The organism is Streptomyces sp. NBC_00370 (assembly GCF_036084755.1).
Lineage (GTDB): Bacteria > Actinomycetota > Actinomycetes > Streptomycetales > Streptomycetaceae > Streptomyces.
Genome location: NZ_CP107968.1, coordinates 5637266 through 5663754 on the forward strand (window position 1 = coordinate 5637266; position 26489 = coordinate 5663754).

Genomic DNA, 26489 nt, shown 5'->3' on the forward strand with positions numbered 1-26489 from the left:
CTCCCCGAAACCGGGGGCAGGCCCCCGGACCCCCCGTGGCGCGAGCTTCGCCGCGCCGGTGCCTTTCCCCGATCCCGCCCCTTCCCGAAACCGGGGTTTCGCCCCGGACCCCCAGGCGGTGGGCCGCCGTGCCCGGCCTGCGGCGCGCAGGCTTCGCTGCCGCGAAGCGGCCGGCTCGCGGCGTCCGGGGCGGAGCCCCGCGTACCGGGCCCGGCACTGACCCGGGGCCCGCCCCGAGGGGAGGGCAACGCTTGGGGTTCGGGGCCGAGCCCCGGCATCGGACCCCTGCCCACCCCTACCCCGCCGCCGCGTAGCGGTCGGCGTTCGGGGTCCGGGGCGGAGCCCCGGTTCGGGGAGGGGCGGGGTCCCGAAACCAGGGCTTCGCCCCGGACCCCCAGGCGGTGGGCCGCCGTGCCCGGCCTGCGGCGCGCAGGCTTCGCCGCCGCGAAGCGGCGGGCGTGCGGGGCCCGGGGCGGAGCCCCGCATGCCGCGCCCGGCATCTGACGCGGGGCCTGCCCAGCGGGGCGGGCAACGCTTGGGGTTCGGGGCCGAGCCCCGGCATCGGGCCCCCGCCCACCCCTGCCCCGCCGCCGCGCAACGGTCGGCGTTCGGGGTCCGGGGCGGAGCCCCGGTTCGGGGAGGGGCGGGGTGGGGAAACGTCCCCGCGTAGGGGTCAGCGGCCCACGTACTTCGGCTTCGCCTTCGCCAAGAACGCCTCCACCGCGATCACATGGTCCTCCGACGCGCCCGCCGCCGACTGCAGTTCGTCCTCCCGCTCCAGCGTCTCCGCCAGCGTGTGCTCCGCCCCGTACGCCAGCGACGCCTTGATCGCCGCGTACGCCGCCGTCGGGCCATCGGCCAGGGTGCGGGCCACCGACAGTGCCGTGGGGGCCAGGTCGGCCGCCGGGACGAGTTTGTTCGCCAGGCCCAGGTCGTACGCCTCCTGCGCCCGCACCGAGCGCGGGAACAGCAGCAGGTCCGTCGCGCGGCTGCGGCCCACCAGGCGGGGCAGGGTCCAGGAGACGCCGGAGTCGGCCGTCAGGGCCACGCCCGCGAAGGACGTGTTGAAGGAGGCCGAGTCCGCGACCACCCGGTAGTCCGCCGCCAGGGCGAACCCCATCCCCGCCCCCGCCGCCACCCCGTTCACGCCCGCGACCACCGGCTTCGGCATGCCCGTGATCGCCCGCAGGATCGGGTTGTAGTGCTCGCTCACCGTCCGCATCGTCGCGCCGGCGCCCGTCTTCCTGTCCTCGGTCAGCAGCGCCACGTGTTCCTTGAGGTCCTGACCCACGCAGAAGGCCCTGTCGCCCGCCGCCGTGAGCAGGACACCCCGTACGGCCGAGTCGGCTCCCGCGGCCTCCAGGGCGTCCCTGAGGGCGACCTTCGCCGCGATGTTCATCGCGTTCATGGCCTCGGGCCGGTTGATCGTGATCGTTGCGAGTCCGTCACTCACCTCGTAGAGCACGGTGTCGGCCATGATCAGGTCCCTTCTCGGCTGCGGCATCGGTGTCCGGGCCCAGCATGGCGGAGAAACGGCGGCGAAGTATCGCAGGCGGATCGCCGAATTGAGTCGTTTTGCGTGAGCGCGTTGCGCAAGCGATGCCGACCGATGTTGGTCATGGGGTCCCGCGATGCGGGATAATGACCTGGAAGCAATGTGTTCGATGCCGGTGACACAGCGCCTGTCATGGGGCCGCCGGCTGCGATGAGCTGGTTTCAGGAAGGGGAACGAGCATGGCGGCCATGAAGCCGCGGACGGGCGACGGCCCGCTCGAGGTGACCAAGGAGGGGCGGGGCATCGTCATGCGCGTTCCGCTCGAAGGCGGCGGTCGGCTTGTCGTCGAGCTGACTCCGGACGAGGCGGACGCACTCGGCGACGCGCTCAAGAAGGTCGTCGGCTGAGCGGAACGCTCACAGTCTTCGGGGTCGAGGGTCACCCCCGGATCGACACCATCACTGCCCCGGCGCGGACCAGTACCGTCCGCGCCGGGGCAGTGCCATGTCCGCGAAGGGGTGCGGAGGCGCGGAGGCGGGGGAGGGGGCTCGGGCTCCGGGGGCGCGGCCGAACCGCTACGCCCGCCTCACCGCGCACAACAACCCGTCCCCGACCGGCAACAGCGACGGGACCAGCTCCGGGATCTCCCGCACGGTCCGCAGCAGCTCCCGCAGCCGCAGCACCTCCGCCGGCTGCGCCGCCGAGTCCACCGTACGGCCGTCGGCGAACACGCCCTCGAAGCACACCAGTCCGCCGGGCCGCAGCAGACGCAACGATTCAGCGAGATAGTCCAGCGACTCCAGCCGGTCCCCGTCGCAGTACACGAGGTCGTACCCGCCGTCCGCGAGCCTGGGCAGGACGTCCAGGGCGCGGCCCGGGATGAAGCGGGCCCTGTTGCCGGCGAAACCGGCCGCGCGGAACGCCTGCCGGGCGAACTGCTGGCGTTCCGGTTCCGTGTCGACCGTGGTCAGGACGCCGTCGGGGCGCATCCCCTGGAGCAGATAGATACCGGAGACGCCGGTGCCCGTACCGATCTCGGCGACCGACTTCGCCGCCGCCGTGGCGGCGAGCAGACGCAGCGCGGCGCCGGTGCCTGGAGACACCGAGCGAAGCCCGCTCTCCCGGGCCCTGTCACGGGCCCAGCGCAGTGCTTCGTCCTCGGCGACAAAGGCGTCGGCGAACGCCCAGCTCGTCTGCCGGTTGGCGGTAATGACCCTCTCCTTGTCCCCGTTGGCGGCGCAACGGTGACTGTATCCGCTGGGCTCGGGAACCCGCAGATGGGACCAGTCGTTATGTAGGGGCGGACACAGGCGGATCAACAGACGGATCAAGACGAAGTCGCGGGCCCAAATTCGCGTAAAGATTCTTATCCGGAGCTAACGGGCGAGGTGGCTATGGTAGGGGCTCCACTGGACACCACCAGAGCCGATAGGGGAGGTGCGGCTGCGGCTGTGGATCGGAGGGGAGTGCTCAGGCGCTTTCTGCGGTCGGCAGGTGAGCCGAAATCCGTGACCAACATTGCTGACCGTTCTCGCCCGACCGACTCCGCAGTTACTGCGACCTTCGCATCGGATGCGGAATCGCAGGCGTGGACGCCTCCCAGCTGGGAGGAGATCGTCAGCACGCACAGCGGACGGGTCTACCGCCTCGCCTACCGACTGACGGGCAACCAGCACGACGCCGAGGATCTGACCCAAGAGGTCTTCGTCCGCGTCTTCCGCTCGCTGTCGACCTACACGCCCGGCACCTTCGAGGGCTGGCTCCACCGCATCACCACCAATCTCTTCCTCGACATGGTCCGCCGCAAGCAGCGGATCAGGTTCGACGCGCTCGGCGACGACGCGGCGGAGCGGCTGCCCAGCCGTGAGCCGTCCCCGCAGCAGGTCTTCCACGACACGCACTTCGACGCGGACGTCCAGCAGGCGCTGGACACCCTCGCGCCCGAGTTCCGCGCCGCCGTGGTGCTCTGCGACATCGAGGGCCTGTCGTACGAGGAGATCGCGGCGACGCTCGGGGTCAAGCTGGGCACCGTCCGCAGCCGGATCCACCGCGGTCGCTCACATCTGCGCAAGGCCCTGCAGCACCGTTCCCCCGAGGCACGTGCCGAGCAGCAGCGTTCCTTCGTCAGCGTGGCAGGGGAGGGCGGAACGGCGTGAGTGGCTCAAGCCCGACCCCCGCGGAGCAGCATCTGGGGGACCGCCTCGCTGCCCTCGTGGACGGCGAGCTGGGGCATGACGCGCGGGAGCGGGTGCTGGCCCATCTGGCCACCTGCGCCAAATGCAAGGCCGAGGCGGACGCCCAGCGCAGGCTGAAGAGCGTCTTCGCCGAGGCCGCCCCGCCGTCGCCGTCCGAGGGTTTCCTCGCCAGACTTCAGGGGCTGCCCGGTGGCGGGCCGCCCCGTGACGATGACGACGAGGGACGCGGCCCCGACCAGCGCGGCCTCTTCGAGGCGGCCGGCTTCGGCAGCGGCGCCGGCGGTTTCGGCGGCGGTCTGCGTACCGGCGGCTTCAGCTACGCCCCGGCAGGCGCTCACGGCGGCGTTCTGCCCGGCGGCCCGGGTTCCGGTTCCGGTTTCCGTATCCACGAGGTCGGCCGCCAGGAGGCGGAGCGCTCCCCGTGGCGTGGCCGCAGGTTCGCCTTCGCGGCTGCCAGCGCCGTCTCGTTCGCCGCGATGGCGCTCGGTGGCGCGATGCCGCTCGGTTCGGCGGCCGACGCCCCGCTGCCGCGCGGTGTGGGCGTGACCCCGATGCGCGCCCCCGGCAACACGGCCCCGGCCGGCACCGTCGCCGAGTCCGGCCGCCGCCAAGGCGGCGGAGGCGGCATCCTGCCGCAGGTCACGGACCGTACGCCGGTCTCACCGCTCAACCTGCCGACGGCGCAGGCGCTGTCGACACGGGCGTTCACCACCGAGTCGTTCTCCTCGGCGGTGCTCAACAGCGCGCGGCTGACCCCGCTCATACGGTCCACGGGTCCGGCCCTCCAGCTCGACGCCGTCGACAAGACCTTTCCCGTGACGACCACCCCGCGCTCCCCGCAGCTCACGGCGCCGTCACAGCCCGCCCAGCGGATTTCTTCCCGGCACTGAGCGGCACCGGTTCCCGAACCTGGTTGAATCCTCACCAGGGTGCCCTCGCCGGGGCGCGGAGCGGCAGTCTGCGGGGAGAGCATGGACGACGGGAAGCCCACCGGACGCACGGCGCAGTGGTGGAGCCGTCCCGACGAGGGACGGCCGCCGGTGACGACGGCCGTCCCGACGAGGGACGGCCGCCGGTGACGACCGGAGAGGCCACCGACACCACCGCCGACGTCCCGGTGGCCGACGAGGAGTCCGCCGCTCCCGCCGACGCGGCCCCTACGGTCCCGCCGCCGCGTCAGCAGCCCCTGCACGACCCGGACCCGTACAGCACCCCGCCCTACGGCGGCCCCGGCCCCTGGGCGCCCGCGCCGCCCGTCCAACTGCCGCCCACGACGCCGCCGCACGGCGTTCCCGTGCCGCAAGTGGGTCCGGCGCACTCGTATCCGCCTCCGCCGCCGCCCGCCCCGCAGGCCGCACCCCAGGCATCCCAGACACTCCAGGCACCCCAGACGTCGGAGTGGCTGCGCTACGACCCCTGGGGCGGTCCCGGCGGGCAGCCGCCGCAGATCCTGACCCAGCCCGACCCGCCGCGCCGCAGGCGCCGTGGCGGTCTCGCGGCCGCCGTCGTCCTGGCGCTGGTCACCGGTGTCCTCGGCGGCGCCGTCGGCGCGTACATCGAACGGGACGGCGGCTTCGCCGACATCAAGCTTCCGCAGGCCGGCCGGGACAGCGGCGGCCGCGCGCCGGACAGTGTCGCGGGCATCGCCGCCAGCGCGCTGCCCAGCGTCGTCACCCTCCATGTCACCGGGCCGAGCGAGGAGGGCACCGGCACCGGGTTCGTCCTCGACACGCGCGGACACATCCTGACGAACAACCACGTCGTCGAGGCAGCCGGCGCCAACGGTGAGATATCGGTCACGTTCAGCGGCGGCGAGAGCGCCGACGCGACGCTCGTCGGCAAGGACAGCGGCTACGACCTCGCCGTCGTCGAGGTCACCCGGGTCTCCGGGCTCAAGCCGATGCCCCTCGGCAACTCCGACAACGTCCATGTCGGCGATCCGGTCGTGGCCATCGGCGCCCCCTTCGACCTCTCCAACACGGTGACCTCCGGGATCATCAGCGCCAAGGACCGGCCCATCACCGCGGGCGGCGAGAAGGGCGACGGCAGCGACGTCAGCTATGTGAACGCGCTGCAGACCGACGCGCCGATCAACCCCGGCAATTCCGGCGGCCCGCTGGTGGACACCAAGGCCGAGGTGATCGGCATCAACAGCGCCATCCGCGCCGCCGACAACGGCGCGGGCCTCGAAGGCGGCCAGTCGGGCTCCATCGGGCTCGGCTTCGCCATACCGATCAACGAGGCCAAGCGGGTCGCCGAGGAGATCATCAACACCGGCAAGGCCACCCACCCGGTGATCGGCGTGACGCTCGACACCGAGTACGCGGGCGACGGCGCACGCGTCGCGCCGAAGGCGGCCGACGGCGGACCGGCCGTGGCGGCGGGCGGCGCCGGGGCGAAGGCGGGCATCAAGCAGGGCGACGTGATCACGGCCGTGGACGGCGACCGGGTGCACAACGGGGAGGAGTTGATCGTGAAGATCCGCTCCCACCGCCCCGGTGACCGGCTGCGGCTGACGCTGCTCAGGTCGGGCCGGTCGAGCACCGTCACGCTGGTCCTGGGATCCGCCGAAGGGACATGACCCCCGTGGGGAGGTACCGCGGGGACAGTTGGTGCGGGTACCGTGTAAAAGCCCCGGGCCCTCGACCCACAGCGGAGAACACAAGGAGCAGCTAGGTGTTCAATGACATAGGCGCACTTGAGGTGGTCACGCTCGCGGTTCTGGCCGTGATCGTCTTCGGCCCGGAGAAGCTGCCCAAGGTCATCCAGGACGCCGCGCGCTTCGTGCGGAAGATCCGTGAGTTCTCCGAGAGCGCGAAGCAGGACATCCGCTCCGAGCTGGGTCCCGAGTTCAAGGACTTCGAGTTCGAGGACCTCAACCCCAAGACGTTCGTCCGCAAGCAGTTGATGGACAACGACGACCTGGGGCTGAAGGAGATCCGCAGCAGCTTCGACCTGAAGAAGGAGATGGCGGAGGTCACCGACGCGGTCAAGAGCCACGCCGACGCCGCGTCCGACACACCGTCGGCTCCGGTCTCCTCGGCCAACGGATCGTCCGGTTCGACCACTCCCGACCTGCTGAAAAAGCGCGACAAGCCCGACGAGGGCGAGCGCCCGCCGTTCGACGCGGACGCCACCTGAGCCCGGCCTGTACCGGCGAGCCGGTACGGGGTGGCTATCCTCCAACTGTCCGGTAGTGAGGTGCCCGTCGGGGGCGGGCCGCTTCGGACGTCGGATACGAGGAGGCGGCCGGACAGATGGAGACCACGAGTCGGGTAGGCGAGCGGGGAGCGCTCAGCTCATCGACTGACGAGGGGGTGCCAGCGGCCCGGCTTACGATCGACGGGTATCTGCGGGCCACGTTCCCCTGGTACGGGCTGGACGACGCGTTCACAGGACCGCGCAGGCTGATGCAGGTCGGCGCTGCCGCCGACGGCACGGTCCAGCACGGCGCGATCGGCCACGGCGACGAGCCGTCGATAAGACCGGACGCGTCAGGCGCGGACACGGAACGTTTCGCCGTCGTCGTCACGGTCGCGGGCAGCCCCGAGCGGCGCAGCGGTGACGGTACGGGCCAGCTGGACGCCACCACGGCCTCGTCGGCCGCCTGGCTGGCCGGCTCGGGCCTGCTGTCGGCCACCTGGCCCGCACAGCTCGACCACTCGCTGCGTGACGACTGGCTGGACCAGCAGACGGAAGCGGCGTTCGAGGTCGCGGACGATCTGACGGGCCCTGAGTGGTCGGCGCTCTCGCTGCCGGTCGACGGGGTGCCGACGCCGTTCCACTACCGCGAGTCCGAGTTCGGCTGGGTGCTGGCCGGCTCGACGCAGAGCGGGGTGCACCTCGGCGCGTACGGCCGGGGGATGAGCGCGTACGGTCTCGGCTTCGCCGTGATCGAGGACATCGCCTCGTACGCCAACTCGGGGTCGTAGCCGAGAGCCGTACCCGAGGCACGCGAGACACATGAAGGCGTTATACGGGTGAGGGCGGCCGGTCGACCGGCCGCCCTCACCCGTATAACGCCTTCTGTACGTCTCCCGGCGAACCGCTCAGAACTTGTTGCGCGGGGTGATCCCCAGCGACATGCCCGACAGGCCCCGCTGACGGGCGCTCAGCTTGGCGGCGATGCCGCGCAGCGCCTGCCCCGCCGGCGAGTCCGGGTCGGACAGCACGACGGGCTTGCCCTCGTCGCCGCCCTCGCGCAGCCGTACGTCGATGGGGATACCGCCGAGCACCGGCACCGTGGCACCCGTCGTCCTCGTCAGGCCCTCGGCGACCGCAGCGCCGCCGCCCGTACCGAAGACGTCGATCATCTCGTCGCAGTGCGGGCACGGCAGGCCCGACATGTTCTCGACCACGCCGACGATCTTCTGATGGGTCTGTACGGCGATGGAGCCCGCCCGCTCGGCGACCTCGGCCGCCGCCTGCTGCGGGGTGGTGACGACCAGGATCTCCGCGTTCGGCACGAGCTGCGCCACCGAGATCGCGATGTCGCCCGTGCCCGGCGGCAGGTCGAGCAGCAGCACGTCCAGATCGCCCCAGTACACGTCGGCGAGGAACTGCTGGAGTGCGCGGTGCAGCATCGGCCCGCGCCACACCACCGGCGCGTTGCCCGGGGTGAACATACCGATGGAGATGACCTTCACGCCGTGCGCCGACGGCGGCATGATCATGTTCTCGACCTGGGTGGGCCTGCCGTCGACCCCCAGCATCCGGGGCACGCTGTGCCCGTAGATGTCGGCGTCGACCACGCCGACCTTCAGCCCGTCCGCCGCCATCGCCGCCGCCAGGTTGACCGTGACGGAGGACTTGCCGACGCCGCCCTTGCCGGAGGCCACCGCGTAGACGCGGGTCAGCGAGCCGGGCTGGGCGAAGGGCACCTCGCGCTCGGGGGTGCCGCCGCGCAGCGAGGCCGCCAGCTCCCTGCGCTGCTCGTCACCCATCACGTCGAGCGTCACATCGACCCGGGTGACCCCGGGGACGCGGGTGACCGCCTCCGTGACGTTGTTGGTGATGGTGTCGCGCATCGGGCAGCCGGACACCGTGAGATAGACCGTGACAGCCACCGCGCCGTCCGACCCGATGTCCACCGATTTGACCATGCCGAGGTCGGTGATCGGCCGGTGGATCTCGGGGTCGTTCACCGTCGCCAGCGCGTCGCGCACCGCGTCTTCCGCCGGGAGGGTGGTTCCGTACGTGTCGGTAGCCATACCGAGATGGTACGGCGCCGCGTACCGCCGGACGAAAGCCGTCAGCGGTCTGCTTCCTCACGTCCGTGACCAGGGTCCTGACCTGGTCGGGGCGGCGGCTGCGGCGGGCGCCGGGACGGGCGCTCCTCGTTCATGTCCCGCACCATGTCCTGCAGCTCGGAGCGGATCCAGTCGCGGGTGGCGACCTCGCCGAGCCCCATCCGCAGTGCCGCGATCTCCCGGGTCAGATATTCGGTGTCGGAGATGGAGCGCTCGTTCTGCTTGCGCTCCTGCTCCTGGGTGACCCTGTCCCTGTCGTCCTGCCTGTTCTGCGCGAGCAGGATCAGCGGAGCCGCGTAGGACGCCTGGAGGGACAGCGCCAGCGTCAGGAAGATGAACGGGTACTGGTCGAAGCGCAGTCCCCGGGGCGCCGCGATGTTCCAGATCACCCACAGGATGATGATCAGCGTCATCCATACGATGAACCGGCCCGTGCCGAGGAAGCGGGCGACCCGTTCGGAGAGCCGCCCGAACGCCTCCGGGTCGTAGTCGGGCAGCAGCCTGCGGCGCTGCGGCCGTGGCTGGTCCAGCCGGATCCGCGGACCGCCGCCGCTCTTCGCGCGCTCCCTGCCCGCGTCCTTGTCCAGCCGCTCATTCGCCACGGGCCACCCCCTCCAGGCCGCGGAAGCCGGTCTCCCGCCAGTCGTCGGGCAGCAGGTGGTCCAGTACGTCGTCGACGGTGACGGCGCCGAGCAGCGAGCCGCCGGCGTCCACGACGGGCGCCGAGACCATGTTGTACGCGGCGAGGTGGCTGGTGATCGCGGGCAGCGGGGTGTCGGGGGCCAGCGGCGGCAGGTCGCTGTCCACGATCGAGCTGACGAGCGTGAACGGCGGGTCGCGCAGCAGCCGCTGGAAGTGGACCGTGCCCAGGTACTTGCCCGTCGGGGTGTCGTCGGGCGGCCTGCACACGTACACCTGCGCGGCGAGCGCGGGGGACAGGTCCTGCTGGCGTACCCGCGCCAGCGCGTCCGCCACCGTCGCGTCGGGGCGCAGGATGATCGGCTCGGTCGTCATCAGACCGCCGGCCGTCCGCTCCTCGTACGACATCAGCCGGCGCACATCGGCGGCGTCGTGCGGCTGCATCAGCGTCAGCAGCCGCTCCTTCTCGTCCTCCGGCAGCTCGGAGAGCAGGTCGGCGGCGTCGTCCGGGTCCATCGCCTCCAGCACGTCGGCCGCGCGCTCCTCCTTGAGCTTGCCCAGGATCTCCACCTGGTCGTCCTCGGGCAGCTCCTCCAGGACGTCGGCGAGCCGGTCGTCGTCCAGGGCCGCCGCGACCTCGGCCCGCCGTTTGGGTGTCAGATGGTGCAGCACGTTGGCGAGTTCGACCGGGCGCAGCCGCTCGAAGGTCGCGACCAGGTTCTCGGCGCCCTGCCCGTCCTCCTCCAGCGAGAAGCCGGTGACGGCGGACCAGTCGACGGTGACGGTGTCCCCGCGCCGCCGCAGCGCGCCGCCCTTCCTGCCCCTGCGGACGAAGACCTTGCCGATCTCCCAGTCACGCCGGGCGGGCAGCTGCTGGATGGCGACGTCGAGCACGGTCACCTCCTCGTCGTTCTCCACGAGCCGCACCCGGCGGTCGAGGAGTTCGCCGAGCACCAGCCGCTCGGTGGGGCGCTGTTCGAAGCGCCGTACGTTGACCACGCCCGTCGTGATGACCTGGCCCGACTCGACACCGGTGACCCGGGTCATGGGCAGAAAGATCCGTCGCCTGCTCAGCACCTCGACCACCAGGCCGAGCAGCCGGGGCGGCCGGTTGCCGATCCGCAACATCGCCACCAGGTCGCGGACCCGGCCCACCTGATCGCCGTTGGGGTCGAAGACCGCCACGCCGGCGAGATGCGAGACGAAGATCCTGGGGGCGCCTGCCGCCATACCGCGCGCCTCCTCGTTCCCGAAGCCTCTTCATGCCGTTCTTCCCGGTGGGAGAACGGGTTCAGGCTAGCTCGTACCGCTTCGTCGCGCCCTCGCACATCCCCCGTCAAGACTCCGCGTCGAGCGGCGCCGACGGCCCGGGTACGCTGCGGTCTGGCCACCCCCACCCGTGCATGAGAGGCATGTGTTCGTGACTGCTCTCCCATTGTCCGACCGCGCCCGCAGGACCGCCCGCAGGGCTGTCCGCAGGGGTGTGCTGCCCGTGGCGTTGTGCGCGGGCCTCGCGACGGCCGTGACGGCGTGCGGCGGAGAGGATCCGGACGCCGGCACGAACGGTGTCGGCAGACTGTCGGCCACTCAGATCGAGCACAAGGCGCAGGCGGCGGTCGAGAGCGCGAGCGCGGTCCGGCTGGCCGGCGCGCTGGTCACGCAGGGGGAGACCTACAAGCTCAACATGCGGCTCAAGAAGACCGGCGGCTCGGGCTCGGTCACCTCGAAGAACAGCACCTTCGAGCTGCTGCGGGTCGAGGACGCGCTGTTCCTCAAGGCCGACGCCGGGTTCTGGAGCCGGGGCACGGCGGGCGCCAAGGGCGGCGCCCCGTCCGGCGACACGGACTCCGAGGCGGCGCACAAGCTCGACGACAAGTATGTGAAGGTCCCGGAGGACGACCCCGCGTACAAGCAGCTGCGCGGCTTCACGGACATGAACGTCCTGCTCGACGGGCTGCTCACGCTCAACGGCGAGCTGGCGAAGGGCGATCGGGACAAGATCGGCGGCGTACGCGCGATCGAGGTCAGCGCGGCCGAGGGCAAGGGCGGCTCGCTGGACGTGTCCCTCGAAGGCACCCCGTACCCGCTGCAACTGGAACGCGCGGGCGGCGCGGGCACGCTGACGCTGTCGGAGTGGGGCAGGGACTTCACGCTGGAGGCACCGGCCAAGGGCCAGACGGTCGACTACGGCAGCAAACTGCCGCGCGCCAAGGACTAGGTCGTTCGGATCTCGCCGGCCGCGCGTGGGCCGGCACCGCGCCTCGCGGCATCAACTCGCGGGCGTGCCCTTGCGCTTGCGCTTGAGCAGCAGGCGGCCGAGGGACGCGGGGACCGGCTCCCGCGTCGTGGCGGGGGTCGGCAGCGGCGTGGCGGCCAGCGAGCCGGTGGGCAGCTCCGGGCTCACCTCACGCGGCTCCAGCCGCAGCACGCGGCACTCGCGCGCCCAACGCTCCGTCATCTGCTCGCCGTCCGGGGCGTTCAGCCGCTTGCCCTTGAGTTCGGCGACGGCCGTTTCCCAGCCGTCGGAGTGCGGCGCCAGTTCCGTGACGGCCGCCGTCCAGGCGACGAGCCGGCCGCCCTTGTCCTTGCTGCGTACGGTCACCTCGGCGGCGCCGCCGTCGGTGAGCCCCGGCAGCGGCTGTTCCCCGGGGCCGTCGCCGACGAGCAGGACGGCCCCTTCGTGCCAGACGTGCCACAGCGCGCGGTCGGGTCCTGAGCCACGGACCCAGACGAGGCCCGACTTCTTGCCGGCCTCCTCGACGAGCGCCTGGCCGAGCAGCGGTTCTGTCATGCGCACAGTGTGACACCGGTAGCTGACGCGACGGCCGGAGCCTGTCGGGTCAGCTACCGGCAGGGGTCACCACCGGTGGGGGTCAGAGCCAGCCGTTGCGCTTCAGCGAGTGGTGGATCGCCAGACAGGCCGCGATGATCGCGGCGAGCACCATCGGGTAGCCGTACTTCCAGTGCAGCTCGGGCATGTGGTCGAAGTTCATGCCGTAGATCCCGCACACGGCCGTTGGGACGGCGATGATGGCGGCCCAGGACGTGATCTTGCGCATGTCCTCGTTCTGCGCGACCGTCGCCTGCGCCAGGTTGGCCTGGAGGATCGAGTTCAGCAGTTCGTCGAAGCCGATGACCTGCTCGTGCACCCGGGCGAGGTGGTCGGCGACGTCACGGAAGTACTTCTGGATGTCGGGGTCGACCAGCCGCATCGGCCGCTCGCTGAGCAGCTGCATCGGCCGCAGCAGCGGGGAGACGGCCCGCTTGAACTCCAGCACCTCGCGCTTGAGCTGGTAGATGCGCCCGGCGTCCGAGCCGCGCGGGCTGCCCTTCGCCGGGGCGGAGAAGACCTCGATCTCCACCTCGTCGATGTCGTCCTGCACGGCGCCAGCCACCGCGATGTAGCCGTCCACGACATGGTCGGCGATGGAGTGCAGCACGGCCGACGGGCCCTTGGCGAGCAGTTCGCTGTCCTCTTCGAGGCGGTGGCGCAGATTGCGCAGCGAGCCCTTGCCGCCGTGCCGGACGGTGATGACGAAGTCCCGCCCGGTGAAGCACATGACCTCGCCGGTCTCGACGATCTCGCTGGTCGCCGTCAGCTCCGTGTGCTCCACGTAGTGGATGGTCTTGAAGACGGTGAACAGGGTGTCGTCGTACCGCTCCAGCTTCGGCCGCTGGTGCGCGTGCACCGCGTCCTCGACGGCCAGCGGGTGCAGTCCGAACTCCGCGGCGATCCCGGCGAACTCCTCCTCGGTCGGCTCGTGCAGCCCGATCCAGGCGAAGCCGCCCTCGCCGCCCTCGCGTACCCGCAGCATCGCCTCGTGCGGCGTGACGCACGGATCGGCGGTGAGCCGCCGGCCCTCGCGGTAAACCGCGCAGTCGACGACGGCGCTCGAAGCCGAGGGATCGCGGGTCGCGTCGTACGTGTCGTACTTGCCGTAGGAGGCACTGTTCTTGCGCAGGGACGGGCGGACCGCTGCGCGCAGGTCACGAATCATCGACATGGCGGGCTCCTTCACGGAGAGGCCGTCGGCGAGGGCGTGGCACAGCCCGGAACGAGGACGTGACGCGTACGCAGGCGTACGTACGTCCGCAAAGCGGGCGGCACCGCGAGTTCGCGGTAACGGCGTTCGCTACAGACAGGCGGAAAACAGAGGCTGATACAAAGCGCTCTTCCGGCGTGTGACGTACACCGCGAGCCTGTGCGGGCGGGGGCCTCAGATCACAGAGCGGCGAAAAAAGCGGAAGAGCGGCTGGTACTGGCCGGGTGACTTCGATCCACCGCAGCCCCACCTCCTCCGGTCTGTCCCCCGTAGGGGATGACGTGTCGTCGGGACAAGGAGAGCGACGCTGCTGCGTACTGTCCCGACCGGCGGCCCAGACTATCAGCCCACCCGAGCCCAATCTTGCCTCTTGCCCCATCCATACGCGATCTATGCTCCCGGGATGGCAGAAATTCTTGCTCTGGTCGAGGCGCGGCTGCGCGCGGCGCTCGGCGAGCCGGACGCGCGCGCCGCAGTGACGTTTCTGGGCACGGAGCGCATCGAGGTCCTGAGATTCACGGATGTTTCCGGCGTCGGTGTCCCCGGCGTACGGGACGGCGGCCCCGTGGTGCGGTACGCCACGCTCGGCATGTCGGCCCAGCCGATGGCCGACCCCGCGGCGGTGCTCGCCGACCCGGAGCGGGGCCCGCGGGCCGAGCTGATCCTGTCGGTGCGGGCCGGGCGCGCCGACACCGACCAGGTGCTGCGCCCGCTCGCTGTGCTGGCCGCTTCGCCGCAGGTCGAGGGGGTTGTCGTGGCCCCGGGGGCGTCGCTGGACCTCGGCGCCCCGCTGTGGCCGCAGGCCCCGTTCACCTCGGTGCTGGTCGGCGAGCCGGGCGGTCTCGTCGAGGATCTGGAGCTGCCGGCGCCGCTGGATCCCGTACGGTTCCTGCCGCTGCTGCCGATGACACCCAACGAGGCGGCGTGGAAGCGCGCCAAGGGCGCCGAGGAGCTTCAGGAGCGCTGGCTGTCCCACGGAACGGACCTGCGCGACCCGTTGCGCGGGGCGGTTCCGCTCGGAGAATCCGAGGCCGGTGATCGTCCTTGACGCGGCGTCGGCCGGGGAGGACCGTGGGGCGCTATGAGGGGTGAACCCAGTTGCCCGAAGTGCGGTGGCCGGGTCAGGGCGCCCGGTCTGTTCGCCGACACCTGGACATGCGACACCCACGGCACCGTGCACCCGATGCAGCCCGTGATACCGCCGAGTGTCGAGGCGCTGGGCGTGGTGGTGAACCGGGCGCAGGTCCCCGTGTGGATGCCGTGGCCGCTGCCCGTGGGCTGGCTGTTCACCGGAGTCTCGTACGCGGGCGACGACCGCAGCGGCGGCCGGGCGACGGCCGTGGCCTGCTCGGGCCCCGCTCCGCTGGGCGGCGTCGGCGAACTGTTGCTGATCGCTGAGGAGATCGGGGTGGGCCTGGGCGCCCGCTACGCGGGAATCGAGGGCCCCGACCCCGGCCCCAGCATCCGCGTCGACCTCCCCCCGCACACAAAACTCCTGGCAGCGGGCCGCCCCACCCCGCTGTGGCACGTCCGGGCCGCCCCCGAGGACCGCGCCGTCTTCGCGGGCGAGGCGCTGGGACTGTGGCTGTGGGCGGTGGTCTGGCCGGGCGAGTCGGGACTGCTGATGTACGACGAACTGGTCCTGACGGACTTGCGGGACGCGGGCGCGGAGGTGGAACTGCTCCCGTGCGGGGCGCTGTCGCCGAGGCTGCTGTCGTAGGGGCGGCGGCCGAACGATCGAGCCGCACGGCTGGGCGTCCGGCCCCGCTGTCCCGCTACGCGGCCCCTGGGCCGGAGGCCGACGGGTGCCGCACCCGCGCTGCCCTGCCGGGCCGTCGGGCCGTACCAGCCGCCGACCCGGCCCCACCGACGGCGCGCATGCGCGCTGACCGTGCTGCCCTGCCGGGGCGTCGGGACCCACCTGACCTGCCGCGTTCTCGACGGTCCGCGCGGGCCGTTATCCTGCTGAGCGTTCCCCTTCTGCCCCTTCGAGCCCAGTGGAGTCACGCGCGTGCGTATCGACCTGCACACCCACTCCCGGGCTTCCGACGGTACGGACACCCCCGCCGAGCTGGTGCGCAACGCCGCGGCGAGCGGGCTCGACGTGGTGGCGCTGACCGATCACGACACCACCCGGGGGCACGCGGCGGCGATCGCCGCGCTTCCCGCCGGGCTCACGCTGGTCACCGGTGCCGAGCTGTCGTGCCGTATCGACGGCGTCGGGCTGCACATGCTCGCGTACCTCTTCGACCCCGCCGAACCCGAACTGCTCCGTGAGCGCGAGCTGGTACGGGACGACCGGGTGCCGCGGGCCAAGGTCATGGTCGGCAGGCTCCAGGAGCTGGGCGTCCCGATCACCTGGGAGCAGGTGGCCCGCATCGCGGGTGACGCGTCCCTCGGCCGGCCGCACATCGCGACCGCCCTGGTCGAGCTGGGCGTCGTCGAGACCGTCTCCGACGCCTTCACACCGGAGTGGATCGCGGACGGCGGCCGGGCGTACGCGGGGAAGCACGAACTCGATCCGTTCGACGCGGTCCGGCTCGTCAAGGCCGCCGGGGGCGTCACCGTCTTCGCGCACCCGCAGGCCGTCAAACGCGGGGCCGTCGTGCCGGAAGAGGCCGTCGCGCGCCTCGCCGCCGCGGGGCTCGACGGCATCGAGGTCGACCACATGGACCACGACGAGCCGACCCGGGCCAGGCTCCGGGGGCTCGCCGCCGAGCTGGGCCTGCTGCCCACCGGGTCGAGCGACTACCACGGCAGCCGGAAGTTCGTGGAGCTCGGCGCGTGCACCACCGACCCGGAGGTGTACGGCGAGATCACCCGCCGCGCCACGGGCGCCTTCCCGGTACCGGGCGCGGGCGGACCCGCGTAACGCTCGCAGCCACCCACGTACCGCCGCCTTCCCGTGCGCACGTACCTACGCACGGCGGCCGGCCGCTGTCCCGCGCGCCCCCGCGCCTCCCGTACTTCTCGCCCCCACTCTCGCAAGGCCACCCCGTGTTCGACTTCGCCGTGTTCGGCTCCCTCTTCCTCACCCTCTTCGTGATCATGGACCCCCCCGGCATCACGCCGATCTTCCTCGCCCTGACCTCGGGCCGGCCGGGCAAGATCCAGCGCGCCATGGCCTGGCAGGCGGCGGCCGTCGCCTTCGGGGTGATCACCGTCTTCGGCATCCTGGGCCAGCAGATCCTGGACTACCTGCACGTCTCCATCCCGGCCCTGATGATCGCCGGCGGTCTGCTCCTGCTGCTGATCGCGCTGGACCTGCTGACCGGCAAGACCGACGAGCCCAAGCAGACGAAGGACGTGAACGTCGCCCTCGTCCCGCTCGGCATGCCCCTGCTCGCGGGTCCCGGCGCCATCGTCTCCGTCATCCTGGCCGTACAACACGCGAACGGCGCCTCGGCCCAGGTCTCCGTCTGGGCGGCGATCGTCGCCATGCACCTGGTGCTGTGGCTGACCATGCGCTACTCGCTGCTGATCATCCGGGTCATCAAGGAAGGCGGCGTGGTCCTGGTGACGAGACTCGCGGGCATGATGCTGTCGGCCATCGCGGTGCAGCAGATCATCAACGGCATCACCCAGGTGATCCGCACGAGCTGACGAGAGAGTGGTCCACATCGCGCTGCGCCGCGAACGGGCGCGACGATGAGTTTCGCCGGCCCGGCCGGTCTCACCACCGTTGTCGACCACAGGAGGAGCACATGGCTCAGCTGCTGAGAGTCCAGAATTTCAACGTATCGAGCGACGGTATCGGCGCCGGTGAGGACCAGACCCTGGAGAGGCCGTTCGGTCATGTCGATCCCGGGAAGCTGTTCGCCTGGGCCGGTGCCACGGCGAGCTGGCCCATGCGCACCGACCCCGGGGGCAGCCGGGGCCTGGACGACTACCTCACGCGGGACTATCCCCGCAACATCGGCGCCGAGATCATGGGCCGCAACAAGTTCGGGCCCCTGCGCGGGCCCTGGCAGGACCACGAGTGGCAGGGCTGGTGGGGCGACGAGCCCCCGTTCCGCACCCCGGTCTTCGTCCTGACCCACCACGAGCGCCCCTCGCTCACGCTGTCCGACACCACGTTCCACTTCGTCGCCGGCGACCCGGCCACGGTCCTCGAACAGGCCAAGGAGGCGGCGCAGGGCAAGGACGTCCGACTGGGCGGCGGCGCCACCACCATCCGCCAGTTCCTCGACGCCGACCTGGTCGACACCCTGCACGTCGCGGTCTCCCCGCTGAAGCTCGGCACAGGAGTACGCCTCTGGGAGTCCCCTGACGACCTGCTCGACCGCTTCCACCTGGACGTCGTCCCCAGCCCGAGCGGAGTGACCCACCACCTCTTCTGGCGCAAGTAATCCGCCCGCACCGGCCGGGCGCGGACAGCGCTGCGCCCCCGTACGGGTGATTCGTGTACGGGGGCGCCGGGTACTGACGAAGTGCGTGAGAGTTACGAGGCCGACTGCTCGGCCGGTCGGATGTAGATGCGCTGGCCCATCGCTGCGGCCTGCTGCACGATCCGATTGACGGAGGCGGCGTCTACAACGGTGCTGTCCACGGGCGAACCGTCGACGTCGTCGAGGCGCGTGATTTCGAAGCGCAAGGCTTCTCCCTTCGTCTGATCCTCCTGCTGGAGAACTACTGGTGACGGCACATGTCCGTCGTTGGTTTCATACTGCACAACGGCTTGCCCTCTGCAAACATTCCCTACGCTAAGGAAATTTTTCGGACGGCTAACTACTGGCGGGTACGATGTCGTCCACGGAGAATGAACGGCGTATGAGTGAGGCAGAGATCGATCCAGAGACCAGCGACATCGGCGCCCGGCTGGAGCGCACCAACGCACTGCTCCAGAGGATGCTCGCCGAGGTCGCGAAGACTCCGTCCACGCATGCCATCTTCGTCGACGCCGGTTACGTCTATGCTGCGGCCGGGTTGCTTGTAACGGGTACCGAGGACCGGCGGTCGTTCGATCTTGACGCCGAAGGGCTCATCGAGGCGTTCATCGACAAGGCCAGGATCATCTTCGCGGACAGCAGGCTGCTGCGCGTCTACTGGTACGACGGCGCCAGGCGCCGTATCCACACCCCGGAGCAGCAGTCCATCGCCGAGCTGCCCGACGTCAAGGTGCGGCTCGGCAATCTCAACGCCAACAACCAGCAGAAGGGCGTCGACTCGCTGATCCGTACGGATCTCGAATCGCTCGCCCGGCACCGCGCCATCAGCGACGCCGCGCTGGTCGGCGGCGACGAGGACCTGGTGTCGGCCGTCGAGGCCGCGCAGGGCTACGGGGCGCGGGTGCATCTGTGGGGCATCGAGGCGGCCGACGGGCGCAACCAGGCCGAGCCGCTGCTCTGGGAGGTCGACAGCCAGCGCACCTTCGACCTCGAATTCTGCAAGCCGTACGTCTCCCGGCGGCCGGTCACCACGTACGAGCACGAGGGCGACCCGCCGCCCTCACGCGACCAGGTCCGGTTCGTCGGCGCGCAGATCGCGGCCACCTGGCTGGTCGAGCGGGGACGGGAGGCGATGGGCGAGCTGCTGCCGGGGCTGCCGTACCTGCCGGGCCCGGTGGACCAGGACCTGCTGATCGAGGCGGAGAGGCTGCTCCAGCGGTCCCTGCGAGGCCACTCCATGCTGCGCAGGGCCCTGCGGGACGGGTTCTGGCAGCATCTTCAGTCGCAGTACTGACCGTCGGACGAAACCCGGCCGCCTCAGCCGTACAGGTCCCAGAAGTCCGTCAGTGCCGCCGTCGTCTCCAGCGGTCTGTCCGTGTTGGGGGAGTGCTCCGCACCCTCGATCACCGTCCTGCGCGCCCGCAGCCGGTGGGCCATCTCGTCCAGGAGCGGCACCGGCCAGGTGTCGTCGCGTTCGCCGGACAGTACGTACATGGGCAACGGCGGCCGCAGCGCGGCCAGTTCGGCCACCCGGTCCGGTTCGGTCGCGAGCTGGCGGCTGGTGACGGCGAGCTGGAGCGGATTGTTGCGCAGCCAGCGCTCCCGCATCAGCGCGCCGTCCTGCGCCGTGACCTCCTCCGGCGGCTCCATCGTCTGGAAGGCGTCCCAGACCTCCGCCATCGTCATGACGGGCAGCACGTCCTGGAGGAGCTTCACCCGCTGCTGCTGCGACGGGGAGATCTGCGCGGGGCCCGAGCACATCAGCGTCAGGGAGCGGAACGCGCCCCGGTCGGCCAGTGCGGCGACGCGGGCGACCTGGCCGCCCATGGAGTGGCCCACCAGATGCACCGGGGCGCCGATCGCCGCGGTCTGCGCGAGGACGTCGGCGGCCAGCTCGTCCTGCGCGTACGCCTCTTCCGTGTCGGGTCCCGGCGTCTCGTACTGCCCCCGGCCGTCGACGGCGAACGCGCGGTAGCCGGCGCGGGTGAGCGGCTCCAGCATCGTCGTGAAGTCCTCCTTGCTGCCGGTGAAGCCGGGCAGCAGGAGGACGGTTCCGCGCGGCGGCCCTTCCGGGGCTGCTTCCAGGGCGGCGAAGTCGCCCCTGGCGGTGGTCAGGGTGCGGGCGCGTGCGCAGGGGGGCAGGACGAAGGTCGGCGGCCGGCTCATGGCATGAGGCTAGCGCGCCCGCCGCGAACGGCCCCCGCCGCACACCGACGGCCCGGCACCCCTCGCAGGGGGCCGGGCCGTCGGGCGGTGCGGTGAGCCGACGCGGGTCAGCTCTCGGTTGTCGTCGCCGCTGCCGTACTGGCACGGCGGCGGCGCTGCTTCGGCGCGGTCGGGGCGGTTTCGGCCCCGGCCTCCGGAGCGGCGGCGGGCGCCGGGACGGACTCGGCCGTCTCGACAGCCACGGCCTTCTTGGCGCGGGTGCGGCGGCGGGGCTTCTCCTCGGCGACCGGCGCTTCGGCCGGTGCCTCGGTGGGCACCGCCTTGGCGGCCACGGCCGACTCGGCCGACTGCTTGGCGACGCGGGTGCGGCGGCGGGGCTTGGTCTCCACCGCCGGTGCCTCGGCGACGGGCGCCTCGGCCGGTGCCTCGGTCGTCACCGCCGTCTCCACGGCGTCCGCCGCGGGCTTCGCCGCGCGGGTACGGCGGCGGCGCGGCTTGACCGCGGCCTCCTCCGCCTCCGCTGCCGGCTCGGCGATGACGGGCTCGGCCGTCGCCGTCTCAGGGGCGGCCACGGTCTCGACGGCGCTCGCGCGGGTACGCCGGCGCCGACGCGGCGTGCGCGGCTCGGCGGGCTCGACAGCCGGCAGGGGCGCCTGCTGGAACTGCGGCTCGTCGGCCGGCTCGGTCACGGCGACCGGTGCGACCGGCGTGACAGGAGCCACGGCGGTCACGGCGGCCGACTCGGCCGCCGCTCCGCCACGGGTGCGGCGGCGCTGACGCGGTGTGCGCGTACGGGCCGGGCGCTCCTCCCGTACCGGGGTGGCCGTCGCGGCGGACTTGCGGCCACGGCCGCCCGTCTCGCCCAGGTCCTCGACCTGCTCGGCGGAGAGCCCGGCGCGGGTCCGGTCGGTACGCGGCAGGATGCCCCGCGTGCCGGCCGGGATGTTCAGCTCCTCGAAGAGGTGCGCCGAGGTCGAGTACGTCTCGGGCGGGTCGGGGAAGCCCAGGTCCAGCGCCTTGTTGATCAGCTGCCAGCGCGGGATGTCGTCCCAGTCGACCAGCGTGACGGCGATACCCGAGGCGCCCGCGCGGCCGGTGCGGCCGATGCGGTGGAGGTAGGTCTTCTCCTCCTCCGGCGACTGGTAGTTGATGACGTGTGTCACGCCTTCGACGTCGATGCCACGGGCGGCGACGTCCGTGCAGACCAGCACGTCCACCTTGCCGTTGCGGAAGGCGCGCAGCGCCTGCTCCCTGGCGCCCTGGCCCAGGTCGCCGTGGACGGCGCCGGAGGCGAAGCCGCGCTGGGCGAGCTGGTCGGCGATGTCGGCGGCCGTGCGCTTCGTACGGCAGAAGATCATGGCGAGGCCACGGCCTTCGGCCTGGAGGATGCGCGCGACCATCTCCGGCTTGTCCATGGAGTGGGCGCGGTAGACGCGCTGTGTGGTGTTGGCCACGGTCGCGCCGGCGTCGTCGGGCGACGTGGCGCTGATGTGGGTGGGCTGCGACATGTAGCGGCGGGCGAGACCGATCACGGCGCCCGGCATCGTCGCGGAGAAGAGCATCGTCTGGCGCTTGGCCGGCAGCAGCTGGATGATCCGCTCGACGTCGGGCAGGAAGCCCAGGTCGAGCATCTCGTCGGCCTCGTCGAGCACGAGCGAGCGCACGTGCGAGAGGTCGAGCTTGCGCTGGCCCGCCAGGTCGAGCAGCCGGCCGGGGGTGCCGACGATCACGTCGACGCCCTTCTTCAGCGCTTCGACCTGCGGCTCGTACGCCCGGCCGCCGTAGATGGCGAGGACCCGCACATTGCGGACCTTGCCGGCGGTCAGCAGGTCGTTGGTGACCTGCTGGCACAGCTCGCGGGTCGGTACGACGACGAGCGCCTGCGGCGCGTTCGTCAGCTTCTCGGGCACGGCGCGGCCGGCCTCGACGTCCGCGGGGACGGTGACGCATTCGAGCAGGGGGATGCCGAAACCGAGGGTCTTGCCCGTGCCGGTCTTGGCCTGCCCGATGACATCCTTGCCGGACAGCGCGACCGGCAGGGTCATCTCTTGGATCGGGAAGGCGGACATGATGCCGACGGCCTCTAGTGCTTCGGCCGTCTCGGGGAGGATTCCGAGCTCTCGGAAAGTCGTAGTCAGGGTGCTGCCTCTTCTGTGAGACGCGACCCGAGGCGAACGATGGGGGTCGTACCGCACCTGGGTACTCGGCCGGCCGTGGGTTGGCCGGATGGCGCGGGACCACTGCCGTCGCTCGAGCGCTCGTGCCGCTGAGGGGGCCCCTCATCTGCAGGTCGTACGCAGCTGTGCGCACGGTCCACGCGGAGGGCGGTCGGGGCGGAGCCGATCGGGCCACCGACCGGGCATCCTCACACTGTCAATACTGCTAAACACTGCGATCGCCCGCCGGATACTCGGCAGGCGCATTACCACTGTACCCCGGAATCGCGCATCTGTGTTGGTGGAATTCGACGGGCCAGTGTGCGGGGCGTGTTCGGACGGCCCCTTACGAGGGGCGCCGGCCGGGCTATTGTGCGCTCCATGGAGACGCCCGACAACGCCACCGCACCCGAATCCACCGCCGTAACACCCACCGGGATCGCCGCCCAGGACTGGGCCACAGCTTCCTCGGAGCCGCAGTACCACGCGGCCGTCGTGGATCTGCTGGGAGCGCTGGCCTACGGCGAGCTCGCGGCCTTCGAGCGGCTCGCCGAGGACGCCAAACTCGCGCCGACCCTGCCCGACAAGGCCGCCCTCGCGAAAATGGCCGCCGCGGAATTCCACCACTTCGAGCAGCTCAACGAACGGCTCAGCGAGATCGACGTGGAACCCACGAGCGCGATGGAGCCCTTCGCCAAGGCACTCGACGAATTCCACCGGCAGACCGCGCCTTCGGACTGGCTGGAAGGGCTGGTCAAGGCATATGTCGGCGATTCCATCGCCAGTGACTTCTACCGTGAGGTGGCCGCCCGGCTCGACACGGACACCCGCGCGCTGGTGCTCGCTGTGCTGGACGACACAGGGCACGGCAACTTCGCCGTCGAGAAGGTGCGCGCGGCGATCGAGGCGGAGCCGCGCGTCGGCGGCCGGCTCGCGCTGTGGGCGCGGCGGCTGATGGGCGAGGCGCTGTCGCAGGCGCAGCGGGTCGTGGCGGACCGGGACGCGCTGTCCACGATGCTGGTGGGCGGGGTGGCCGACGGGTTCGACCTGGCCGAGGTGGGCCGGATGTTCTCGCGGATCACCGAGGCACACACCAAGCGGATGGCGGCGCTGGGCCTCGCCGCCTGACGGTCCGGCGACGGCGACGGCGACAACGACAACGGACCCGCCGTCACACGGCGGGTCCGGGGTACGGCGGTTACGGCGTCAGGCGTTCAGGACGGCATGGCGCGGCGCAGGGTACGCGCCGAGGGGCGCAGCAGCAGCGAGATGAGTACGGCACCGACGATGGCGGCGCCCAGCAGCGTCGCCAGCGCGTGGCCGGGGCCGAGCGCCATGTGCGTCACGAAAGCGCCGAACAGGGCGCCGAGCGGACCCGCGCCCAGCACGGTCCTGCGGGCGGGCAGCCGGTGGGCGAGCAGCCCGGCGGCTGCCAGCGACAGGACCAGCCCGAGCAGGACGGATCCGAGGGTTTCCAGGACCACTGCTGATCACCTCGCGTCATCGGGGGTGGCGTGCGGTCGGCACGGCGTCGACGGTCTTGTGTGTCACGCCGTCATTACCCGGCGTGCGCGGAACGCAACCCTCCCGTGACAGCGCAATGATCCCGCCGAAACAGCGCGAAGGCCCGGCGGGAGGTCCCGCCGGGCCTTCGCCCGAATGTCCGTCACGACCGAGGTCGGCCGGACCGGCCCAAGGAGCCGGGTACTACAGCGTGCCGAATCCGACCCGTCGTGTCGTCGGCTCACCGATCTCCACGTACGCGACCCGGTCGGCCGGTACGAGGACCCTGCGGCCCTTCTCGTCCGTGAGACTGAGCAGCTGCGCCTTGCCGGCCAGCGCGTCGGCCACGGCGCGCTCAACCTCTTCGGCGGACTGCCCGCTCTCCAGAACGATCTCCCGGGGTGCGTGCTGCACGCCGATCTTGACCTCCACGGCTATGTCCCTCCGAACGGTCACAGGTGCGCGGCCAGCCGCGCGGTACGCAGCACACATTAGCCCGGCGGGACCGCGCACAGGACGCCACGGGGAACGCCGGCAGCGAACACGCGCCGCCCGGCACGATCCGGACGCGGTCTAAGGCTTGTCGGGGTGCTGCTCGCTGCCGTGCAGCGGGAAGCCGGCGATACCGCGCCAGGCCAGTGAGGTGAGGAGCTCGACGGCCCGCTCCCTGGGGATGGCGGACTCGCTCGACAGCCAGTAGCGGGCGACCACCTGGGACACGCCGCCGAGGCCGACGGCCAGCAGCATGGACTCTTCCTTGGACAGCGCGGTGTCGGAGGCGATGACGTCGCTGATCGCCTCGGCGCACTGGAGCGCCACGCGGTCGACGCGCTCGCGCACCGCGGGCTCGTTCGTCAGGTCCGACTCGAAGACCAGCCGGAAGGCGCCGCCCTCGTCCTCGACGTAGGCGAAGTAGGCGTCCATCGTCGCCTCGACGCGCAGCTTGTTGTCGGTCGTCGACGCCAGTGCCGTACGGACCGCCTGGAGCAGCGCCTCGCAGTGCTGGTCGAGGAGGGCCAGGTACAGCTCAAGCTTGCCGGGGAAGTGCTGGTACAGGACCGGCTTGCTGACGCCCGCCCGGTCGGCGATGTCGTCCATCGCCGCCGCGTGGTAGCCCTGCGCGACGAACACTTCCTGAGCCGCGCCCAGCAGCTGGTTGCGCCTGGCGCGACGCGGCAGCCGCGTCCCCCGTGGGCGTGCCGCCTCGGTCTGCTCTATGGCTGTCACGCCGCCTCCCAAAAAAGTCGATCTCCGCGCGCGGTGCGCCGCGCCACCCATCGTACTTTTGGGTAACCCGGCGGCGGGCCGTGCGGACGCAGAATTTCACGGACCGGACGGCCAAAGACGGCCAATGCCGACGAAATCCGATCAGCGGTACTCGTCCTCGTCGGTCGGGACCGTACGGGCCTGCTCGACCGCGTCCGCCTCCGGCACCTCGATGTCGCTGTCGACGGCCGCCTCGGCCGCTTCGGTCTCGTCCGGTTCTCCGCTCTCGTCGGGCTCGTCGGATTCGGTCCTGTCCTCGTCGGGCTCTGCGGGGTCGACCGGCATACCAGCCTTCTCTCCTCGTTGCCTCACCTACGAGCGTAGGAGCGGGGCGGGTGCGGCGCCATATGGTCTGTGACGGCGAACACGCAGACCGGGGCGTGACGGTCTCGTAACATTGCCGCATGCCTTCGACCGACCTGCCGGAAACTCTCGCCGCCACCGTGGCTCCGCGCGTCGCCGCCGTCCGTGTCGCGGACGGGGAGAAGCTGAGGTCCGTGGCGCTGCCCGGACTGACACTGACCGTCCGGGCGAGACCGGCGACCCGGGCCGGCCTGCCGCCCGCGCTCTTCGTGCACGGCCTCGGCGGCTCGTCGCAGAACTGGTCGGCGCTGATGCCGCTGCTGGCCGGCGTGGTGGACGGCGAGGCCGTCGACCTGCCCGGCTTCGGCGACTCCCCGCCGCCCGACGACGGCAACTACTCCGTGTCCGGTCTCGCCCGCGCCGTGGCCCGGCTGTTGGACGCCTCGGGGCGGGGCCCGGTGCATCTCGTCGGCAACTCGCTCGGCGGCGCCGTCGTCACCAGGGTCGCCGCGGCGCGCCCCGATCTCGTACGCACCCTGACGCTGGTGTCGCCCGCCCTGCCCGAGCTCCGGGTGCAGCGCAGCGCGGTGCCGACCGGGCTGCTGGCGCTGCCCGGTGTCGCCTCGCTGTTCGTCCGGATGACCCGTGAGTGGACGGCCGAGCAGCGCACCCGCGGTGTGATGGCGTTGTGTTACGGCGATCCCGCTTCGGTGTCGGACGAAGACCTCGACCACGCGGTGGCCGAGATGGAGCGCCGGCTCCAACTCCCGTACTTCTGGGACGCGATGACCCGCTCGGCGCGCGGCATCGTCAACGCGTACACGCTGGGTGGCCAGCACGCGCTGTGGCGTCAGGCGGAGCGGGTGCTCGCACCGACCCTGCTCATCTACGGCGGGCGCGACCAGCTCGTGTCGTACCGCATGGCCCGCAAGGCGTCGCGTTCGTTCCGCGATTCCCGGCTCCTGACACTTCCGGACGCCGGACATGTCGCCATGATGGAATACCCGGACCTGGTCGCCAAAGCCTTCCGGGACCTCATCACTTCGACCGACACTTCGACCGACGACGTCAGGGGCTGATCCGGGG

The 26489-nt window shown here is 71.6% G+C and carries 29 protein-coding genes; 15 read left to right on the forward strand and 14 right to left on the reverse strand.

What is annotated here, in order from left to right; translation table 11 throughout:
* Positions 1-673: 673 nt before the first annotated feature.
* Positions 674-1477 carry an enoyl-CoA hydratase/isomerase family protein gene (locus tag OHS57_RS25230; RefSeq protein WP_328583431.1) on the reverse strand — a complete coding sequence of 268 codons (804 nt, stop codon included), beginning with the start codon at positions 1475-1477 and terminating at the stop codon, positions 674-676.
* 257 nt (positions 1478-1734) lie between these two features.
* Here OHS57_RS25230 and OHS57_RS25235 point away from each other — a divergent pair, with 257 nt between their 5' ends.
* Positions 1735-1902 carry a DUF3117 domain-containing protein gene (locus OHS57_RS25235; protein ID WP_003966491.1) on the forward strand — a complete coding sequence of 56 codons (168 nt, stop codon included), beginning with the start codon at positions 1735-1737 and terminating at the stop codon, positions 1900-1902.
* A gap of 168 nt (positions 1903-2070) precedes the next feature.
* On the opposite strand, the gene OHS57_RS25240 is transcribed toward OHS57_RS25235, so the two are convergent.
* A complete protein-coding gene (locus OHS57_RS25240) occupies positions 2071-2706 on the reverse strand; it encodes an O-methyltransferase (protein WP_241778736.1) in 636 nt (211 codons plus the stop codon).
* Between the two features lie 183 nt (positions 2707-2889).
* On the opposite strand from OHS57_RS25240, the gene sigE reads away from it, so the two are divergent.
* The 5 genes from sigE to OHS57_RS25265 all read left to right on the forward strand — a co-directional run bounded on the left by sigE (position 2890) and on the right by OHS57_RS25265 (position 7622).
* Complete coding sequence (gene sigE, locus OHS57_RS25245) at positions 2890-3651, forward strand: RNA polymerase sigma factor SigE (protein ID WP_198533213.1); 762 nt, start codon at positions 2890-2892, stop codon at positions 3649-3651.
* Positions 3648-4580: an anti-sigma factor family protein gene (locus tag OHS57_RS25250; protein ID WP_328583432.1), complete on the forward strand. Its 933-nt coding sequence runs from the start codon at positions 3648-3650 to the stop codon at positions 4578-4580. Before sigE ends, OHS57_RS25250 begins: the two co-directional genes overlap by 4 nt.
* Before the next feature lie 185 nt (positions 4581-4765).
* Positions 4766-6271: a S1C family serine protease gene (locus OHS57_RS25255; protein WP_328583433.1), complete on the forward strand. Its 1506-nt coding sequence runs from the start codon at positions 4766-4768 to the stop codon at positions 6269-6271.
* 95 nt (positions 6272-6366) lie between these two features.
* Positions 6367-6831, forward strand: a complete 465-nt coding sequence (locus OHS57_RS25260; RefSeq protein WP_041984799.1) for a sec-independent translocase — start codon at positions 6367-6369, stop codon at positions 6829-6831.
* 116 nt (positions 6832-6947) lie between these two features.
* A complete protein-coding gene (locus OHS57_RS25265; RefSeq protein ID WP_107070053.1) occupies positions 6948-7622 on the forward strand; it encodes a hypothetical protein in 675 nt (224 codons plus the stop codon).
* Between the two features lie 117 nt (positions 7623-7739).
* On the opposite strand, the gene OHS57_RS25270 is transcribed toward OHS57_RS25265, so the two are convergent.
* From OHS57_RS25270 to OHS57_RS25280, 3 genes are read right to left on the reverse strand one after another with little or no spacing between them, the layout of a single operon-like run.
* Positions 7740-8900 (reverse strand): Mrp/NBP35 family ATP-binding protein, encoded by a 1161-nt coding sequence (locus tag OHS57_RS25270; RefSeq protein WP_041984794.1) that lies wholly within the window; start codon positions 8898-8900, stop codon positions 7740-7742.
* Between the two features lie 41 nt (positions 8901-8941).
* Positions 8942-9541 (reverse strand): DUF1003 domain-containing protein, encoded by a 600-nt coding sequence (locus OHS57_RS25275; protein ID WP_443042963.1) that lies wholly within the window; start codon positions 9539-9541, stop codon positions 8942-8944.
* Positions 9531-10808: a magnesium transporter MgtE N-terminal domain-containing protein gene (locus OHS57_RS25280; RefSeq protein ID WP_041984786.1), complete on the reverse strand. Its 1278-nt coding sequence runs from the start codon at positions 10806-10808 to the stop codon at positions 9531-9533. Before OHS57_RS25280 ends, OHS57_RS25275 begins: the two co-directional genes overlap by 11 nt.
* Before the next feature lie 190 nt (positions 10809-10998).
* Between OHS57_RS25280 and OHS57_RS25285 the strand changes: the two genes are divergently transcribed.
* On the forward strand, positions 10999-11796 hold the full coding sequence (locus OHS57_RS25285) for a hypothetical protein (RefSeq protein ID WP_328583434.1): 798 nt from the start codon (positions 10999-11001) through the stop codon (positions 11794-11796).
* Positions 11797-11847: 51 nt separating this feature from the next.
* Here the strand turns inward: OHS57_RS25285 and OHS57_RS25290 are convergent, their stop codons facing one another.
* Both OHS57_RS25290 and OHS57_RS25295 read right to left on the reverse strand, forming a co-directional pair.
* Positions 11848-12369, reverse strand: coding sequence for a hypothetical protein (locus tag OHS57_RS25290; RefSeq protein WP_041984784.1), 522 nt, complete (start codon positions 12367-12369; stop codon positions 11848-11850).
* Positions 12370-12451: 82 nt separating this feature from the next.
* Complete coding sequence (locus tag OHS57_RS25295) at positions 12452-13582, reverse strand: magnesium and cobalt transport protein CorA (protein ID WP_041984779.1); 1131 nt, start codon at positions 13580-13582, stop codon at positions 12452-12454.
* 442 nt (positions 13583-14024) lie between these two features.
* Between OHS57_RS25295 and OHS57_RS25300 the strand changes: the two genes are divergently transcribed.
* The 5 genes from OHS57_RS25300 (at position 14025) to OHS57_RS25320 (ending at position 17970) form a co-directional block, all read left to right on the forward strand.
* The gene (locus OHS57_RS25300) at positions 14025-14669 is read left to right on the forward strand and encodes a suppressor of fused domain protein (protein WP_041984776.1); all 645 of its coding nucleotides are present in this window, start codon (positions 14025-14027) and stop codon (positions 14667-14669) included.
* A 33-nt stretch (positions 14670-14702) separates the two neighbouring features.
* Complete coding sequence (locus tag OHS57_RS25305; RefSeq protein WP_041984772.1) at positions 14703-15341, forward strand: DUF6758 family protein; 639 nt, start codon at positions 14703-14705, stop codon at positions 15339-15341.
* A gap of 291 nt (positions 15342-15632) precedes the next feature.
* Positions 15633-16493, forward strand: a complete 861-nt coding sequence (locus tag OHS57_RS25310; RefSeq protein ID WP_328583435.1) for a PHP domain-containing protein — start codon at positions 15633-15635, stop codon at positions 16491-16493.
* Positions 16494-16618: 125 nt separating this feature from the next.
* Positions 16619-17224 carry a MarC family protein gene (locus OHS57_RS25315; RefSeq protein ID WP_328583436.1) on the forward strand — a complete coding sequence of 202 codons (606 nt, stop codon included), beginning with the start codon at positions 16619-16621 and terminating at the stop codon, positions 17222-17224.
* Between the two features lie 101 nt (positions 17225-17325).
* A complete protein-coding gene (locus tag OHS57_RS25320; protein ID WP_328583437.1) occupies positions 17326-17970 on the forward strand; it encodes a dihydrofolate reductase family protein in 645 nt (214 codons plus the stop codon).
* Positions 17971-18062: 92 nt separating this feature from the next.
* Here the strand turns inward: OHS57_RS25320 and OHS57_RS25325 are convergent, their stop codons facing one another.
* The gene (locus tag OHS57_RS25325; RefSeq protein ID WP_328583438.1) at positions 18063-18215 is read right to left on the reverse strand and encodes a hypothetical protein; all 153 of its coding nucleotides are present in this window, start codon (positions 18213-18215) and stop codon (positions 18063-18065) included.
* Between the two features lie 176 nt (positions 18216-18391).
* Here OHS57_RS25325 and OHS57_RS25330 point away from each other — a divergent pair, with 176 nt between their 5' ends.
* The gene (locus OHS57_RS25330; RefSeq protein ID WP_328583439.1) at positions 18392-19303 is read left to right on the forward strand and encodes an NYN domain-containing protein; all 912 of its coding nucleotides are present in this window, start codon (positions 18392-18394) and stop codon (positions 19301-19303) included.
* A 23-nt stretch (positions 19304-19326) separates the two neighbouring features.
* On the opposite strand, the gene OHS57_RS25335 is transcribed toward OHS57_RS25330, so the two are convergent.
* Both OHS57_RS25335 and OHS57_RS25340 read right to left on the reverse strand, forming a co-directional pair.
* Positions 19327-20175 carry an alpha/beta fold hydrolase gene (locus OHS57_RS25335; protein ID WP_328583440.1) on the reverse strand — a complete coding sequence of 283 codons (849 nt, stop codon included), beginning with the start codon at positions 20173-20175 and terminating at the stop codon, positions 19327-19329.
* Between the two features lie 107 nt (positions 20176-20282).
* Positions 20283-22244 (reverse strand): DEAD/DEAH box helicase, encoded by a 1962-nt coding sequence (locus OHS57_RS25340; RefSeq protein WP_328583441.1) that lies wholly within the window; start codon positions 22242-22244, stop codon positions 20283-20285.
* A 468-nt stretch (positions 22245-22712) separates the two neighbouring features.
* On the opposite strand from OHS57_RS25340, the gene OHS57_RS25345 reads away from it, so the two are divergent.
* The gene (locus tag OHS57_RS25345) at positions 22713-23459 is read left to right on the forward strand and encodes a ferritin-like fold-containing protein (RefSeq protein WP_041984752.1); all 747 of its coding nucleotides are present in this window, start codon (positions 22713-22715) and stop codon (positions 23457-23459) included.
* 86 nt (positions 23460-23545) lie between these two features.
* Here OHS57_RS25345 and OHS57_RS25350 read toward each other — a convergent pair whose 3' ends face one another.
* The 4 genes from OHS57_RS25350 to OHS57_RS25365 form a co-directional block, all read right to left on the reverse strand.
* Positions 23546-23815: a hypothetical protein gene (locus OHS57_RS25350; protein ID WP_041984750.1), complete on the reverse strand. Its 270-nt coding sequence runs from the start codon at positions 23813-23815 to the stop codon at positions 23546-23548.
* A 223-nt stretch (positions 23816-24038) separates the two neighbouring features.
* Complete coding sequence (locus tag OHS57_RS25355; protein ID WP_041984746.1) at positions 24039-24266, reverse strand: DUF3107 domain-containing protein; 228 nt, start codon at positions 24264-24266, stop codon at positions 24039-24041.
* Positions 24267-24407: 141 nt separating this feature from the next.
* On the reverse strand, positions 24408-25061 hold the full coding sequence (locus OHS57_RS25360; RefSeq protein WP_041984742.1) for a TetR/AcrR family transcriptional regulator: 654 nt from the start codon (positions 25059-25061) through the stop codon (positions 24408-24410).
* A gap of 141 nt (positions 25062-25202) precedes the next feature.
* Positions 25203-25385 (reverse strand): hypothetical protein, encoded by a 183-nt coding sequence (locus OHS57_RS25365; RefSeq protein WP_041984740.1) that lies wholly within the window; start codon positions 25383-25385, stop codon positions 25203-25205.
* 119 nt (positions 25386-25504) lie between these two features.
* Here OHS57_RS25365 and OHS57_RS25370 point away from each other — a divergent pair, with 119 nt between their 5' ends.
* Entirely contained in the window at positions 25505-26482 is a 978-nt protein-coding gene (locus OHS57_RS25370) for an alpha/beta fold hydrolase (RefSeq protein ID WP_328583442.1), read from the forward strand.
* Positions 26483-26489: the final 7 nt, after the last annotated feature.

Bases quoted from the DNA above. Each gene is read 5' to 3' on its own strand.
- OHS57_RS25230 (WP_328583431.1), bottom strand. From the start codon at position 1,477: ATGGCCGACACCGTGCTCTACGAGGTGAGTGACGGACTCGCAACGATC.
- OHS57_RS25235 (WP_003966491.1), top strand. From the start codon at position 1,735: ATGGCGGCCATGAAGCCGCGGACGGGCGACGGCCCGCTCGAGGTGACC.
- sigE (WP_198533213.1), top strand. From the start codon at position 2,890: ATGGTAGGGGCTCCACTGGACACCACCAGAGCCGATAGGGGAGGTGCG.
- OHS57_RS25265 (WP_107070053.1), top strand. From the start codon at position 6,948: ATGGAGACCACGAGTCGGGTAGGCGAGCGGGGAGCGCTCAGCTCATCG.
- OHS57_RS25270 (WP_041984794.1), bottom strand. From the start codon at position 8,900: ATGGCTACCGACACGTACGGAACCACCCTCCCGGCGGAAGACGCGGTG.
- OHS57_RS25280 (WP_041984786.1), bottom strand. From the start codon at position 10,808: ATGGCGGCAGGCGCCCCCAGGATCTTCGTCTCGCATCTCGCCGGCGTG.
- OHS57_RS25290 (WP_041984784.1), bottom strand. From the start codon at position 12,369: ATGACAGAACCGCTGCTCGGCCAGGCGCTCGTCGAGGAGGCCGGCAAG.
- OHS57_RS25295 (WP_041984779.1), bottom strand. From the start codon at position 13,582: ATGTCGATGATTCGTGACCTGCGCGCAGCGGTCCGCCCGTCCCTGCGC.
- OHS57_RS25300 (WP_041984776.1), top strand. From the start codon at position 14,025: ATGGCAGAAATTCTTGCTCTGGTCGAGGCGCGGCTGCGCGCGGCGCTC.
- OHS57_RS25305 (WP_041984772.1), top strand. From the start codon at position 14,703: ATGAGGGGTGAACCCAGTTGCCCGAAGTGCGGTGGCCGGGTCAGGGCG.
- OHS57_RS25320 (WP_328583437.1), top strand. From the start codon at position 17,326: ATGGCTCAGCTGCTGAGAGTCCAGAATTTCAACGTATCGAGCGACGGT.
- OHS57_RS25330 (WP_328583439.1), top strand. From the start codon at position 18,392: ATGAGTGAGGCAGAGATCGATCCAGAGACCAGCGACATCGGCGCCCGG.
- OHS57_RS25335 (WP_328583440.1), bottom strand. From the start codon at position 20,175: ATGAGCCGGCCGCCGACCTTCGTCCTGCCCCCCTGCGCACGCGCCCGC.
- OHS57_RS25340 (WP_328583441.1), bottom strand. From the start codon at position 22,244: ATGTCCGCCTTCCCGATCCAAGAGATGACCCTGCCGGTCGCGCTGTCC.
- OHS57_RS25345 (WP_041984752.1), top strand. From the start codon at position 22,713: ATGGAGACGCCCGACAACGCCACCGCACCCGAATCCACCGCCGTAACA.
- OHS57_RS25365 (WP_041984740.1), bottom strand. From the start codon at position 25,385: ATGCCGGTCGACCCCGCAGAGCCCGACGAGGACAGGACCGAATCCGAC.
- OHS57_RS25370 (WP_328583442.1), top strand. From the start codon at position 25,505: ATGCCTTCGACCGACCTGCCGGAAACTCTCGCCGCCACCGTGGCTCCG.